The 14,667-nt window shown below is 59.1% G+C and carries 11 protein-coding genes; 6 read left to right on the top strand and 5 right to left on the bottom strand.

What is annotated here, in order from left to right; genetic code table 11:
• The 3 genes from WMW72_RS14870 to WMW72_RS14880 form a co-directional block, all read right to left on the bottom strand.
• The coding region (locus WMW72_RS14870) for an electron transfer flavoprotein subunit alpha/FixB family protein (RefSeq protein WP_423227551.1) at positions 1–437 on the bottom strand (437 nt) is incomplete at its 3' end.
• 198 nt (positions 438–635) lie between these two features.
• Entirely contained in the window at positions 636–1,400 is a 765-nt protein-coding gene (locus WMW72_RS14875; RefSeq protein WP_341416290.1) for an electron transfer flavoprotein subunit beta/FixA family protein, read from the bottom strand.
• Positions 1,401–1,439: 39 nt separating this feature from the next.
• Complete coding sequence (locus WMW72_RS14880) at positions 1,440–2,024, bottom strand: TetR/AcrR family transcriptional regulator (RefSeq protein WP_341416291.1); 585 nt, start codon at positions 2,022–2,024, stop codon at positions 1,440–1,442.
• A 204-nt stretch (positions 2,025–2,228) separates the two neighbouring features.
• Between WMW72_RS14880 and WMW72_RS14885 the strand changes: the two genes are divergently transcribed.
• Genes WMW72_RS14885 through WMW72_RS14910 form a run of 6 tightly spaced genes read left to right on the top strand, consistent with a single transcriptional unit; the run spans position 2,229 to position 12,415 of the window.
• Positions 2,229–4,811 (top strand): heterodisulfide reductase-related iron-sulfur binding cluster, encoded by a 2,583-nt coding sequence (locus WMW72_RS14885; RefSeq protein ID WP_341416516.1) that lies wholly within the window; start codon positions 2,229–2,231, stop codon positions 4,809–4,811.
• Positions 4,812–4,818: 7 nt separating this feature from the next.
• A complete protein-coding gene (locus WMW72_RS14890; RefSeq protein ID WP_341416292.1) occupies positions 4,819–7,209 on the top strand; it encodes a 3-hydroxyacyl-CoA dehydrogenase/enoyl-CoA hydratase family protein in 2,391 nt (796 codons plus the stop codon).
• A 44-nt stretch (positions 7,210–7,253) separates the two neighbouring features.
• A complete protein-coding gene (locus WMW72_RS14895) occupies positions 7,254–8,441 on the top strand; it encodes an acetyl-CoA C-acyltransferase (protein ID WP_341416293.1) in 1,188 nt (395 codons plus the stop codon).
• Positions 8,442–8,461: 20 nt separating this feature from the next.
• The gene (locus WMW72_RS14900) at positions 8,462–10,231 is read left to right on the top strand and encodes an acyl-CoA dehydrogenase family protein (protein ID WP_341416294.1); all 1,770 of its coding nucleotides are present in this window, start codon (positions 8,462–8,464) and stop codon (positions 10,229–10,231) included.
• Positions 10,232–10,279: 48 nt separating this feature from the next.
• Positions 10,280–11,959 (top strand): AMP-binding protein, encoded by a 1,680-nt coding sequence (locus WMW72_RS14905; RefSeq protein WP_341416295.1) that lies wholly within the window; start codon positions 10,280–10,282, stop codon positions 11,957–11,959.
• Between the two features lie 33 nt (positions 11,960–11,992).
• Entirely contained in the window at positions 11,993–12,415 is a 423-nt protein-coding gene (locus WMW72_RS14910; protein WP_341416296.1) for a PaaI family thioesterase, read from the top strand.
• Between the two features lie 147 nt (positions 12,416–12,562).
• Here the strand turns inward: WMW72_RS14910 and WMW72_RS14915 are convergent, their stop codons facing one another.
• Both WMW72_RS14915 and WMW72_RS14920 read right to left on the bottom strand, forming a co-directional pair.
• The gene (locus WMW72_RS14915; protein ID WP_341416297.1) at positions 12,563–13,015 is read right to left on the bottom strand and encodes a putative iron-sulfur cluster-binding metallochaperone; all 453 of its coding nucleotides are present in this window, start codon (positions 13,013–13,015) and stop codon (positions 12,563–12,565) included.
• Between the two features lie 144 nt (positions 13,016–13,159).
• Positions 13,160–14,344 (bottom strand): ROK family transcriptional regulator, encoded by a 1,185-nt coding sequence (locus WMW72_RS14920; RefSeq protein ID WP_341416298.1) that lies wholly within the window; start codon positions 14,342–14,344, stop codon positions 13,160–13,162.
• Between the last annotated feature and the right edge of the window lie 323 nt (positions 14,345–14,667).

Here is a 14,667-nt window from a genome sequence, read left to right on the forward strand (position 1 = left end):
CGCTTCTGCTCGAAAGCCTTGCCCGCATACAGCGGGCGGGTGAACAGCAAGTCGTCAGCGCTCCGCTCGACCGAGACGGCATCCGAGCTTTGTCCGGCGCCAAGCCGGGCCGCCGCCATCGGGGCAAGATCACGGCCGATCGCGGTATGGCCGAAGAATACGGCATCTGCTCCGGCCTGCCCGATGATAGCGCACAGCACCGGGAAGTACGCGTCCGGATTGTAGTGCTCCAGCTCCGCCCGGTCAGCGGCGATGACTTCATCGATCTCGTAACGCGATAGCTCAGCGGCAAATGGCCCGATGCCGTATCCGAGCAATGCGGCGACGATCCGGTCTCCGTCCTTCCGGGCCAGCCTGGCGGCCTGAATAAGCTCGCTTGTCACCTGTCGGAGCTTGCCGTCGCGAACCTCGCCGATCACGAGATAAGTTTGGCTCATCTGGAATTCCCCCTTGAGATCAAAGTTCAAAGGAAACATACGACTTGCTGAAAAGCTTGGAGTTTCGGATCAAGGGAAACGAAGGCTGAGAGGTTGGAGGGATAGGCCCGAAAGCTGGGGGCCAGAGAAGGCGGTGAGTAGGAGAGAGCAGTGAGTAGCAGAAGGCAGGAATCCGCATCCAACAGGAGGGGCATGAATTCAGAGCAGCTTCGCTTCGCTGCGCAGCAGCTCCACGAGCCGGGAGGCTTGCTGCCGGGGATCGCCACCGATCCGCTGTCCCGCATTCCGCTCCGGGGGGAGCTTGAGCGAGGTTCGGACCGTACGTGGGGCTATATCCGCTGCGTCAAGCTCCAAGTCAGCAAGCTCCAGCTGGTGGAAGGGCTTCTTCTTCGCCTTCATAATGCCGGGCAGCGACGGGTAGCGGGGGTCGTTCAGCCCTTGCTGGGCCGTGAACAGGGCTGGAAGGGTGACTTCTACCGTCTCGTTGTCTCCCTCGGCATCGCGCAGCGCGACGGCCCGGCCGCCGTCAATGTCCAGGCGGGTAATCGAGGAAGTGTGCGGAATGCCGAGCAATTGGGCCACGCGCAGTGCCACCTGCCCGGCTCCTTGGTCGACAGAGAAGCTCCCGCCGAGCAGCAGGTCGCAGGGATGCTGCCGTAGATAAGCCGACAACGCGACCGAAACGCCGTATTCGTCGTCCAGTCCCTCATCTGAGATCAGCACGGCGTCATCGGCGCCCATGGCGAGCGCTGTCCGGATAGCTTCCGCGCTGCGCTGCGGCCCGACAGACAGCACAGTTATGGTTCCTCCATGCTTTTCCTTCAGGCGGATGGCTTCTTCCACGGCATATTCGTCGTACGGATTAAGAATGAACTTGGCGCCATCCAGCGCGACCGCGCCGTCCTGGATCGTAATTTTCTCCTCGGTATCCAAGGTTTGCTTCATCAGCACCGCGATGTTCATGGTCCTTGCCTCCCTTACGGAATGATTGGCAGTACCCGGCTAAGCACGAAGACCCCGCAGGAAGAACTCTAGGGTCTTCTCGACCTGGGCGGCCAGCGAATATTTGCGTCCGGCGATCAGCCAGGATGTCACGACCTCATCCATCCCGCCGAATAGCAGCAGACGGGTGAGCTTCACATCAAGATCGGCGCGGAATAGCCCCTCCTCGATACCTTGGCGCAGCACATTCTCGATAAGCTGGATGTAGGTCTTGACGACCTCGCCGATCGCTTTGCGCAGCTCCAGCGAGCTTTGCCTCAACTCGATTTGCGTCACATAAGCCAAGGCGACATTGCTCTCCAGCTCACTGTAGTGCAGCTCGCAAATTTTCCTCAGCGCCTCATCCGCCGAGTCGGTGTCCCGGATGCTCTCGTGAAAACGGGCGACCAGATCCCCGAGCCGATCCTGAAACAACGAAACAAGGATATCTTCCTTGTTCTTGAAATATAAATAAATCGTACCGTCCGCAACACCCGCTTCCTTGGCAATCCGCGACACCTGCGCCTGATGGTAGCCATGCTCCGCGATGACCTGGAGAGCTGCTTCCAAAATGAGTTGGCGTTTTTCTTTTTTCCTACTTGCCATGCGACCACCCCGATGGTAAGATTCAACTACCTGAATGAATACTCATTCATTTTCGTAAGCTTAGGGGGAAACACGGTCTATTGTCAACGTATTTCGTTGTTTTGCATTTTATGAGCGTTTATCGGTAATCGCTTTCACTTGAAGAGACCAGGGCAGGCAAATGCTTATGGTCGGTGAATAGGGGGAGAGGGATGGATGGCGGCTATGGTCTGGCAGCTTCTCAATGCGCTCTTATTCCTAAGCCTAACCGGATATGGCGTTTATTTATTCGGCAAGGCGGTGTACCACCGGTACTTGTACTTGAAGCTCGGGCGGCCCGCCGATCTCACGCAGCGCTGGAGGGAGAGGCTCGGAGCGTTTCTGGCCGAGACCTTCGGGCAAAGGAAGCTGCTAAAGGATAAGCGGAGCGGCCTCATGCATATCGTTATTTTTTACGGATTTATTATCCTTCAGCTCGGTGCGCTGGACTTGATCGTCAAAGGATTGACGGGAGGGCGGCCGCTGCCTATTCCGGCCTATGAGGCCTTCGGCCTGCTGCAGGAGATCACCGTGGTGCTGGTGCTCGCCGCGATGGCGTATGCGGCTTTCCGCCGCTATGTGGAGAAGCTGCCCCGGCTGAAAAGAGGCTGGAAGCCGAGCATCGTTGTCTTCTTCATCTTCGGGCTGCTGCTATCGGTGCTGCTGTCGCTTGGCTTCGAGCGATTATGGCTCGGGCATCCTGCAAGCGCTTACGGTCCTGTCTCCTCTTGGCTGGCCGGAGGCTTTGGGCACTGGATGTCCAGTGGAGCTGCCGGTATCGCCTTCTATGCGGCCTGGTGGATTCACCTGCTGATTCTGCTTTCGTTTCTCGTGTACGTGCCGCAGTCCAAACACTTTCATATCCTCACAGCACCGCTTAATCTCTGGCTGCGCCGCAAGGAGCCGCCGGGACGGCTGCGGAGGCTCGATCTGGAGGATGAAACGGCAGAGTCGTTTGGCGTTGGGCAGATCGAAGCGTTCACGCAGAAGCAGATGCTCGATTTCTATGCTTGTGTAGAATGCGGGAGATGCACCCAGGTATGCCCGGCCTCCGGCACAGGGAAGGCGCTCTCCCCGATGCATCTGATCTCCAAGCTGCGCGATCATCTGGTGGAGAAGGGCGCTGCGGTTACCTCCAAGTCGCCGTGGATTCCGGGCTTTGCCTTCGGGTCGTCCTCCGGGACAGCACACCGGATGGATGCGGCTCTAGTGTCAGAGGGGGTTTCATGGATCGATCCCTTGCCCGCATCTGAGTTATCACCAGAATCACTTGCTGCTTCGCCAGAAGCGACGTTATCGCCAGAATCCCCTCTCCTGCTCGTACCTCCATCCGCACAAGCAACAACGGATGAACTCAGCGCAAAATCTCCACAAGCAGCTCCCCCAGGATCCGTACCGTCAAGCACACACGCAGCTTCTCATGAATCTGGCTCAGCGCCCTTGAATAACAGGAATTCCATGCACGAGACGCCTGCTCATCCGCCAGCGCTTGCATCTAACCCTTCTTCCTCTCAGCGCGCTCCTATCGCGCCGTTATCCGCCGCCGCATCCGCATCCTCTATCGGCATCAAGCCGCATTCTTATCCGCATCCGCCACAGCATGCTCCTAACGTTCCTGAACCGCAAGCCCCCTCAACCGCCGCACAATCCGTACCTCCAATTACCGATATTCGCCCGACGCTCGGCTGGCAGCAGCAAGCCTGGCGTCCATCCGCCGAAGCTGAGGATGTGACCCAGCTGGAGCTGATCGGCGATGTGATCACCGAGCAGGAAATCTGGTCCTGTACGACCTGCCGCAACTGCGAGGATCAGTGTCCGGTCGGCAATGAGCATGTGGATAAGATCATAGACCTGCGCCGCCATCTCGTCCTGATGCAGGGCAGCATGCCTTTGGAGGCGCAGCGCGCGCTCCAGAATATTGAGCGGCAGGGTAACCCGTGGGGGATTAGCCGCAGCGATCGGAGCCGCTGGACGGCTGAGATCGGGGGCATACCGGTGCCGACGGTCCGGGACAATCCCGGCTTTGAGTACTTGTTCTTCGTCGGCTCCATGGGCTCCTATGATCTGCGCAGCCGCAAGGTGTCGCGGGCATTCGTCAGGCTGCTGCAAGAAGCGGGAGTCAGCTTCGCCATCCTGGGCAATGAGGAGAAGGGCTCCGGCGATACACCGCGTCGGCTGGGCAATGAGCTGCTGTTCCAGCAGCTGTGCGCGGACAATATCGCGACGTTCGTGCGGTACGGCGTCCGGCGGATCGTAACGGCCTGTCCGCATACGTACAACACGCTCAAGCACGAATACCCGGACTTCGGTATGGAAGGGGTGGAGGTGCTGCATCATAGCGAGCTGCTGGAGAAGCTGGTTCGCGAGGGGCGGCTGAAGCCGCAGCATCCGGTGAAGGAGCGTGTCACCTATCACGATTCCTGTTACCTGGGCAGGTACAACGGGGTGTACGAACAGCCTCGGCAGGTACTGCGTGCGATCCCCGGCGTGGAGCTGGTCGAGATGGCAAGAAGCCGGGAGAACGCCATGTGCTGCGGAGCCGGCGGCGGTATGATGTGGCTGGAGGAAACGGGCGGCAAGCGTGTGAACGCGGCCCGTACCGAGCAGGCGCTGGCTGTGAATCCGACCGTGATCAGCAGCGCATGTCCGTACTGCCTGACGATGCTCGAGGACGGAACCAAGCAGAAGGAGGTGGAGAACCGGGTACAGGCGAGAGATATTGCCGAGCTGCTGGAGCAATCCGTATTCGGAATGGAGAGGAAAGGGTGATAAGACTATGCAAATCCGCAAAGCGGCCGTTATCGGCTCAGGCGTCATGGGCTCGGGCATTGCCGCCCATCTGGCGAATGCGGGTATCCCTTGCTTGCTGCTGGACATCGTGCCTGGCGAACTGACCGCTCAAGAGGCTGCGAAGGGACTGACGCCGGAGCATCCGTCCGTCCGCAATAGATTGGCCGATCAAGCGGTCGAACGGCTGAAGAAAACGAAGCCGTCTCCCTTGTACGACGAAGCGTTCGCCGGCCGGATTACACCGGGCAATCTGGAGGATCATCTGCCTCTGCTGGCTGAGGTGGACTGGGTGATCGAGGTGATTGTGGAGAAGCCGGAGGCCAAGAAGCAGCTATTATCACGCATCGAGAAGCACTGGAAGCCCGGCACGATCGTCAGCACGAACACGTCCGGCATCTCGATCGAAGCGATGTCGGCAGACTGCGGTGAGGCGTTCAGGCGGCACTTTATGGGGACGCATTTCTTCAATCCTCCCCGCTATATGAAGCTGCTGGAGCTGATCCCCGGCAGGCAGACGGACCCTGAGCTCGTGACAGGGATGAAGCACTTTTGTGAACGTAAGCTCGGGAAGGGAGTCGTGCTGGCCAAGGATACGCCGAATTTCATCGCCAACCGGATCGGGACGTATGGCCTCCTGGTCACTCTACAAGAAATGCAGAAGCAGAGCTTCACCGTGGAAGACGTGGATGCGGTCACAGGTCCGGCGATGGGGCGGCCGAAGAGCGCCACCTTCCGCACCCTGGATCTGGTTGGTCTCGATACCTTCGTACACGTGGCCGGCAATGTGGCTGAGCAGGCAGTCGATGAAGACGAGAAGGCGAGGTTCACGGTGCCCGAGGTACTCCAGACGATGGTGGGCAAGGGCTGGCTGGGTGAGAAGGGAGGGCAGGGCTTTTACTTGAAGAGGAAAGGAGCGGACGGCAGCGAAATTTTATCGCTCAATCTGGCTACGCTGGAATATGGGAAGCCAGGCAAGCCTGCGGCTGCCTCGCTGGAGGCGGCGAAGCTGGCGAAGGGAGCGGGGGCCAAGACGAAGGCTCTGCTGCAAGGCCGGGACCGGTATGCGGTGTTCGCTTGGAGCGTGCTGAAGCCTGTGCTTGTGTATGCTGCCGCCAAGCTGGGCGAGATCGCAGACACGATCCGCGAGATCGACGATGCGATGAAATGGGGCTTTAACTGGGAGCTAGGTCCATTCGAGCTGTGGGATGCGATCGGTCTGGCGGAGTCCGTGCAGCGGATGGAGGCTGAGGGGACGGCCGTCCCTGCCTGGGTCAAGGCCTGGATCGCTTCGGGCCACATGTCTTTCTACCGCGAGCAGGACGGCCGGATGTTCTATGTGAATGCGGGCGCCTACCGCGGAGTGGAAGAGGTGCCCGAACTGATCTCGCTGGACGCTCTGCGCAAACGCAAGCAGGTCGTTCTCTCCAATCAGGGGGCGAGCCTGCTCGATCTGGGGGATGGCGTGGCCTGCCTCGAATTTCACTCACCGAACAATGCGATCGGCGCTGACATTCTGACGATGATCCAACGGAGCCTGGAGGAGGTCCGGCGGCAGTACGATGGGCTTGTCATCGCCAATCAGGGGCGGAATTTCTGTGTGGGAGCCAATCTGATGATCCTGCTGATGGAGGCGCAGGACGAGGAATGGGAGGAGATCGACAGCATTATCCGGCTGTTCCAGCATACGATGCTGCAGCTCAAGCGCTTCGAGAAGCCGGTCGTCGCCGCCCCGCACCGGATGACGCTGGGTGGCGGGGTGGAGGCCTGCATGCCGGCAGACCGCGTCGTGGCTGCGGCCGAGACGTACTACGGCCTCGTGGAGGCCGGCGTCGGCCTGATTCCGGCCGGAGGCGGCTGCAAGGAGCTGGCGCTTCGCGCGAGCCGCAGCGCTGCCGGGCCGGAGGCGGATATTCAGCCGTGGATCAACCGGGCGTTCGAGACGGTCGGCATGGCCAAAGTCTCGACGAGCGCCCATGATGCCTTCGGGCTGGGACTGCTTCAGGAAGGGGACCGGGTGGTCGCGGGCCTGGACCTGCTAATCCATGAGGCGAAGCAATCCGTACGGGGCCTGGTGCAGGGCGGCTATGAACCGATCCCAGAGAGGAAGATACGCGTCGCCGGGGCAGAAGGTAAGGCGGTGCTGCAGCTCGGAGCCTACGGGCTGCACCGGGGCGGGTATATCAGCGATCACGATCTGAAAATCGCCGGCAAGCTGGCGCATGTACTGGCCGGAGGAGATGTGGCGGCAGGCTCTCTGGTGACGGAGCGTTATCTGCTTGATCTGGAGCGGGAAGCCTTCCTCAGCCTCTGCGGCGAGCCGAAGACGCAGGCCCGCATGCAGCATATGCTGGCCAAGGGCAAGGCGCTGCGCAATTAGCAGCGGGATGAGCGGCAACAATCCGAAAGCGAGGTGGAGATTCCATGAGAGAAGCGGTCATCGTATCGATCGCCCGCACGCCGGTCGCCAAGGCGAAGAAAGGCGGCTTCGCCCAGACGCGGGCTGACGATCTGGGCAAGGCAGTGCTGGAAGCCGTCGTCGAGCGCACCCCTGGGCTGCGCAAGGAGGAGGTGGAGGACATCCTCATCGGCTGCGCGATGCCGGAGGGGGAGCAGGGGCTTAATGTTGCCCGTATTCTATCGCTGTATGCGGGCTTCCCGGTTACGGTCCCGGCGCTGACGATCAACCGGTTCTGCGCTTCGGGGCTGCAATCCATCGCCTTCGCCGCCGAGCGCATCCGTGCCGGGTCGGCGGAGGTGCTGATCGCCGGAGGCGTCGAGAGCATGAGCCATGTGCCGATGACGGGCTTTAAGGTATCGCCGAATCCGAAGATCGTCGAGACGATGCCGGAAGTCTATATCGGCATGGGGCATACGGCCGAGGAGGTGGCATCCCGCTTCGGCGTCAGTCGGGAGGAGCAGGACCGCTTCGCCGCCCGCTCTCATGCGAAGGCCGCTGCCGCCATCCGGGCCGGACGGTTCCGCGAGGAGATCGTGCCGGTGCAGACGGAGTGGCGGGAGCTGGACGAAGCTGGCGGTCGTGTGAAGACGCGGGCCCAGGTCGTGGATCAGGACGAAGGGGTCCGGGCGGACACGACGGCGGAGGTGCTGGCGGGGCTGCGCTCTTCGTTCAAGCTGGGCGGGACGGTCACGGCGGGCAATTCGTCGCAGATGAGCGACGGAGCGGCTGCAGCCGTCCTGATGAGCCGGGAGCGGGCAGAGGCGCTGGGCTTGAAGCCGCTGGCGACGTTTCGCTCATTCGCAGTGGCGGGCGTGGAGCCGGAGGTGATGGGGATCGGCCCGGTAGAGGCGATCCCCAAGGCGCTTCGGCAGACTGGGTTAACGCTGGATGACGTGGATCTCTTCGAGATCAACGAGGCGTTTGCCTCACAATGCGTGCACATTATCCGTGAGCTGCGACTGGACGAAGAGAAAGTGAATGTCAACGGAGGCGCGATCGCGCTAGGTCATCCGCTCGGCTGCACGGGGGCGAAGCTGGCGGCGACGCTGATCTACGAGCTGCGCCGCCGGGGAGGCGGCATCGGCGTTGTTTCGATGTGCATCGGAGGAGGGATGGGCGCTGCCGGCGTGTTCGAGGTGTACGGGGAGTAATGACGAGAGGAGGGACCGGGATGAGTAAAACGATCGGCGGAAGCTTTATTTTGGAGGATACCGACTACCGCAGCATCGTGACGCCGGAGGATTGCACAGAGGAGCACCGGATGATCGCCCGGATGACGGAGGACTTCGTGGAGGGGGAGATCGCTCCCTTGGACGAGGAGCTGGAGGCGCTCGATTACGAGCTGACTGTGGGACTTCTGCGCAAGGCGGGGGAGCTGGGCCTGCTCGGCGCGGAGGTTCCGGAGGCATACGGAGGGCTTGGTCTCGACAAGCTCAGCTCAACGATCATTAACGAGAAGCTGTCCGGGGCGTCTTCCTTCGCCCTGACGATCGGGGCGCATGTCGGCATTGGGACGCTGCCGATCGTGTACTTCGGCAGCGATGAGCAGAAGCGGAAGTATCTCCCTGCGCTGGCGAGCGGGGAGAAGATCGCCGCCTACTGTCTGACGGAGCCGTCCTCCGGCTCCGACGCGCTGGCGGCGCGGACGATGGCGCAGCGGTCCGAGGACGGAACGTTCTATACGCTGAACGGCACGAAGCAATTTATTACGAATGCGGGTTTCGCGGATCTGTTCATCGTGTATGCCAAGGTGAATGGGACGGCCTTCAGCACGTTCATCGTCGAACGGACGATGGAGGGAGTCAGCATCGGCCCCGAAGAGAAGAAGATGGGGATCAAGGGCTCCTCCACATGCCCGCTGATCCTGGAGGATGTCAAGGTTCCCGCGGAAAACCTGCTGTGGGAGGAAGGCAAGGGGCACCTGATCGCGTTCAATATCCTGAATATCGGGCGCTTCAAGCTGGCGGCCGGCTGTGTGGGCGGCTGCAAGGATGCACTCGGCTATGCGGTGCGCTACGCGCGGGAGCGCAAGCAGTTCGGCCGTGCGGTCGCCTCCTTCCCGCTGATCGGCAGCAAGCTGGCGGAGATGAACATTCGCACGTATGTGCTGGAAAGCATGGTGTACCGGACAGCAGGGCTGTTCGACGAAGGGCTGGCCGGGGTCGATTCGGGCAGCGGCAGCGTCGGTCCGGCGTCCGCCAAGGCGATCGCCGAGTATGCGCTGGAATGCTCGGTCAACAAGGTGTTCGGATCGGAAGCGCTGGACTTTGTAGTCGATGAGGGCATGCAGATCCACGGCGGATACGGGTACATCCGGGAATACCGGATCGAGCGGATGTACCGGGACTCGCGGATTAACCGCATTTTCGAAGGGACCAATGAGATCAACCGGCTGCTGATCCCGGGGACGCTGATCAAGCGGGCGATGAAGGGCGAGCTGCCGCTGATCCCGAAGGCCATGGCGCTCCAGGCTGAGCTGCTGTCCCTCGTTCCGGGGCAGTCCTTCGAAGGCGTGCTGGAGGAGGAGACGCATCTGCTTGCCATGTCGAAGAAAATCTTCCTGATGGTCGGCGCGCAGGCGGTGCAGAAGTTCCAGGCGAAGCTGGAGGAGGAGCAGGAGATCCTGAGCCGGCTGGCAGATATGCTCATCTCCGTCTACGCGATGGAGAGCGCCCTCCTGCGGGCGAAGAAACGGAACACCGTCTCCGGTGAGGAGAAAGGACGGCTGGCGTCGGAGATGACATCGGTGTTCGTTCATCAGACATTTGTGGATATTGAGCGGTGGGCCAGGGAGACACTGGCCGCCATAGAGTCCGGCGACATGCTGCGCACCCAGCTGTCCGTGCTCAAGAAGCTGGCCCGACGCCAGGAGCTTCCTGCGATCGCGCTCAGGCGAACTATTGCGGGGCGTGTGATCGACGCTGGAGGCTACGTCGTGTAAGTGTAGCACTTCTTAGGGTTCGAAGACATCAGGCAAGGGGTGGTCGACATGTCAAGCAAGCCCTGGTTGAGACATTATCCCGCTGAAGTGCCCGAAACCTACGACTATCCGAAGCATAATCTGGCGCAACTTTTGGTGCAGGCGGCGGAGCGGTACCCGGAGCGAGACGCGCTGCATTTCCTCGGGCGGAAGCTCAAGTACAAGGAGCTGCTGGATAGCGCCTATCGGTTCGCCGGGGCGCTCCAGCGTCTGGGCGTCGGGTCAGGCGACCGGGTCGCCGTCATGCTGCCGAACTGTCCGCAGGCGGTGATCGCCTATGCGGGCACCCTGCTGACCGGAGGCATCGTCGTGATGACGAACCCGCTGTATATGCCCCGTGAGCTGGAGCATCAGCTGCTGGACTCCGGCGCGCAGACGATCGTCACACTCGATCTGCTGTTCGAGCGGGTGATGAAGGTCGTCCCGCTTACTGAGGTGAGGCATGTGATCGTCACCTCAGTGAAGGACTATCTGCCGTTCCCCGCCAACTGGCTGTACCCGCTCAAGGCACGCAGAGACGGCCAGAAGCGGGAGGTCGTCTACAGCGAACGGGTGCTGGCGTTCGCCCGCCTGCTGCGCGAGTCGCCTGCCGCTCCGTGCTGCGCCCAGGTGGACGCAGAGCGCGACCTCGCGCTGATCCAGTACACGGGCGGCACGACCGGCACGGCCAAGGGCGTCATGCTGACGCACTATAATCTGATCGCCAATGCGATCCAGAGCCGGCTGTGGGCCTACCGTGCTGCTCCGGCAAGAGAGCGCTTTCTAGCGGCGCTGCCGTTCTTTCATGTATTCGGCCTGACGGTGCTGATGAACCAGTCGATGTACTTGGGCGGCATGCTGGTTCTGCTGCCGCGCTTCGAGATCAATCAGACGCTCCGCGCGATTCACCGGCTGAAGCCGACGATTTTCCCCGGAGCGCCGACCATGTACATTTCCTTGATTCATCATCCCGAGGCGTGGCGATACGACTTGTCGTCGATCGATTTCTGTATCTCCGGAGCCGCACCCCTGCCTTATGAGGTGCAGACTGAGTTCGAGCGGATAACAGGCGGCAAGCTGATCGAGGGCTACGGGCTGACGGAAGCATCCCCTGTCACCCATGCTAATCCGATCTGGGAGCAGCGCAAGCTCGGCTCGATCGGCCTGCCGCTGCCGGATACGGACAGCCGGGTCGTCCATGCAGAGACCGGAGAGGAGCTGCCGCCCGGCGAGATCGGGGAGCTCGTCGTCCGCGGGCCGCAGGTCATGCGCGGCTACTGGAACAATCCTGCCGAGACGGCCGCTGTCTTGAAGGACGGGTGGTTATATACCGGAGATTTGGCGAGAATGGATGAGGATGGATATTTTTATATTTTGGACCGGCGCAAGGATCTGATCATCGCTGGCGGCTACAACATCTACCCCCGCGAGGTGGAGGAGGTGTTGTTCGAGCACCCGGATGTGGCGGAGGCGGTCGTTGCCGGAGCCGTCGACCCGTACCGGGGAGAGACGGTCAAGGCTTATATCGTGCTCCGCAAGGGAACGGACACGGATGCGGAGGAGCTGAAGGCGTGGTGCAAGGCCCGGCTGGCTGCTTACAAGGTGCCGCGCATCTACGAGTTCCGCGACAGTCTGCCGAAGACGATCGTCGGCAAGGTGCTGCGGCGCAAGCTGACCGAAGAGGCCGAGCAGCGGAAGCCGGATGACTGATCCGCCTGCTTCACCGGCGAGGGAGGACTTGGGATGGATAAGGAAGCTACGGATTTTCTGAAGCGGCTGGAGCGGGAGGCCGAAGGCACGTTCTGGACGTTCATCGGAGCGGAGCTGCAAGCGCTGGACCCGGAGCGGGTGCGCGTCACGCTGAGCGTGCAGCCGCATCATCTGAATACGATCGGGCTGCTGCACGGCGGGGTAAGCGCTACGCTGCTGGATTCGGCCATGGGACTGGTTGGGATGGCGGCACGGCCAGACGATACGGTTGTGACGACGAATCTTCACCTTCATTACCTGGCCCCGGTGAAGCGAGGCACGGTGACCGTGACAGCGGAGATCGTGCACAGCTCCCGTAAGCTAATCACGGCCCAAGGGCATATCTATGACGAGCAAGGGGCGCTGTGTACCTTCGGCACCGGAACGTTCCGGGTACTGGATCGTAAAGCGCCCTGAGACCTGAGGCTGATGGGGAGCCGGAGCAGGACTAGGGGCTTTGTCTTGGGTCCTGCCAACAACAGGCGCTCCCCCCTTTGGAGGAAGTTTCGGGAAACTCTCGAAACGGATGAAGCTGCCCATACTGCGACTTAGGCTGACAAGAGGCTAACTCTTGTCGAGATTTCGAATGAACGTAGTAACATTGCCCAAACAACAGGCTCCTTGTGGATTATTAACCTCACAACCACAGCGATTCGCTTGAACTTGTTCACGAATATGGTCAGTCGGTTGTTGATTTTCTTGAATGGCTTGTATGATGCCTTTTCTTGTCCATCCAAAACAGTAACAAACAGGCACATCCAACTCATCGTCCTTCTGAAACACAGAAACTTTGAGCGTATCTTTGTCGTAGGTCTGCATATCGCTAAAGTAGACCACTTCACAGGATGAATTGGAACAAAATACGTATGACGATTCGGGATGAATGGTTCCTAACGCTGTTGGTTGTAGCAATGCTTTTAGTGTAATCAGTTGAACGCTTCTGCCCTTTTGATGACAAACAGGGCATTTGTTAAGCGTTGCAGGCTTTTCGTCGGCCGTTTGGCAACAGCTATCCATTTCTAACCACTCCTTATGCAGCTTTAAATGAGCGAACAGGCAAATATCTTATAGAAAGTTTGTACAATAAGTCAAATAGGCGGTGCAAGGATAACATCCTGAGTACCGCCTTTTTTTTGTTTTTTGTTTAGGGGGTCTTAATCTTTAATCCACCAGCACCTTGGTATTGGAGAAAAAGCTCTTGGTCGCGGTATAGGCTGCCCCAACAGCGATGGAGTCGGTAGCTGGACTGGAGAAGCTGATTTTCAGCTGCCGACGGGTGAAGGGGAGTGTACTTTGCTCGACGATGCGCATAATCGGATTTTTAATCCATTTCTCTGCTACGGCCAGTCGGTTTCCGATCACGATGAGCTCCGGATTGAACATATTGATAATGTTCGCGATCCCGATGCCGATATACTCGCCAATTTGGTTAAACAAATGGATGACCTTGGCCGAGCCTGCATCCGCCATGGCGACCAGATCGTTGATATCCAGCGCTTGGCCGTTGGGCTCGCCCGCGAAGAGCTGGCGCGCCTGCTCAATCAGGGCATTTTCAGAAGCGTACAGCTCCCAGCATCCTTTGCTGCCGCATTTGCATTTCTTACCGTTGGTTTCGATGATGAAATGTCCCATTTCGCCTGAAAACCCGGATACTCCACGGTAAATTTCGCCGTTGAGCAAAATTCCTGTACCAATCCCGATCCCGAGGCTGACGAAGATCAGATTCGAATCGCCGATACCGACACCAAACTCTTTTTCCCCGATTGCTCCCGCATTGGCCTCGTTTTCGATGATGACCGGCGTATTGAAGGCTTCTGTAACGATGCGATACAGGTCTAAATTCTCCCAGCCCAGGTTAGGGGCAAGCAATATCGTACCTTTATCGTCCAGCACTCCGGGCACGCCGATGCCGATGCCGATAATGCCGTACCTGCTCTCAGGAGCCCGGTCGATCATCGTTTGGATAGCTTCGATCAGTTGAGGGATCACGACGTCCACCGAAGTATGTTCGAAATAGGTCATCTTCTCCTCCAACACTTCTCCTTGAAGATTGGTCAGGACGGCCAATATAAAGTTAACGCCCAGATTGACACCTATGGCATATCCGGCTTGCTGGTTGAACAGAAGCATGACGGGTCTTCGGCCGCCGCTGGAGATGCCTTCCCCGATTTCGAATACGAGATCCTCTTCGATCAATTCATGGATCAGCGAAGACACGGTGCCTTTATGAAGCCCGGTTAATTCGGATATCTGCGATCTAGAGAGAGGGGATTTATTTTTTATGGTTTCAAGCACGATGGATTTATTGATTTTCTTGACTAGGTGTTGATCGCCGGTGATGAGCATAGGTTACCTCGCTTCTTGCGTTTTATGATTGATGTGTATGCGGGAAACAACAAGTGAAATTTTAAATACTTTGTTCATTGATTGAATAAATGAACCGAAGTTAAAAATGAGGCGTTGAAAGAAGATTTTGGACCAATAAATCAAGGAGTTACTCTCTATATAGTATCAGAAACATCAAAAAATGGAAAGTGAATATGGTAAATCATGGTCTGATTAGGGGGGGGATAGTTCTTTAATCATAGCATTTATTCCTTGATTTCCTTTATAAATGCCCTTTGTACCAGATTCGGATAGATCCAAAGACCAGGGATGGCCCTGTCGTC

Origin of the sequence: Paenibacillus filicis (assembly GCF_038070315.1) — a bacterium.
Classification (GTDB): Bacteria; Bacillota; Bacilli; order Paenibacillales; family NBRC-103111; genus Paenibacillus_G; species Paenibacillus_G filicis.